Annotated in this window: 1 protein-coding gene; it reads right to left on the minus strand. The window is 70.3% G+C overall.

Annotated elements, in window-relative coordinates; translation table 11 throughout:
• Nucleotides 1–327: molybdopterin-dependent oxidoreductase (locus TN53_RS43475; RefSeq protein ID WP_159038313.1), on the minus strand; the 327-nt coding region annotated here is incomplete at both ends.

The raw sequence follows: 327 nt of genomic DNA on the forward strand, positions 1-327 counted from the left end.
TGCCGCCCGGCGGGTAGGCGTCCCCGAACAGCCGGTAGAAGTCGGTGTTCCAGGGCGAGTAGAGGGGCTGGGCCGACACCTCGATGTCGCCGACCCACTTGATCGACGCGATGCCGATCCAGGAGGGCACGAGAACGCGCACGGGATGACCGTGGTCGTACGGCAGCGGCTCGCCGTTCATCTCGTACGCGAGCAGCACGTCGTCCAGCGCCTTGGAGAGCGGCAGGGGTCGGCGGACCCGGCCGAGGTTGGTTCCGTCGGCGGTCACATAGTCGGGGTCCAGGCCACGCGGCAACACGTCCACGGCGGCGCGACCCAGCCCAGCGC

This window comes from Streptomyces sp. WM6386 (genome assembly GCF_000972385.1).
Taxonomy (GTDB): Bacteria; Actinomycetota; Actinomycetes; order Streptomycetales; family Streptomycetaceae; genus Streptomyces.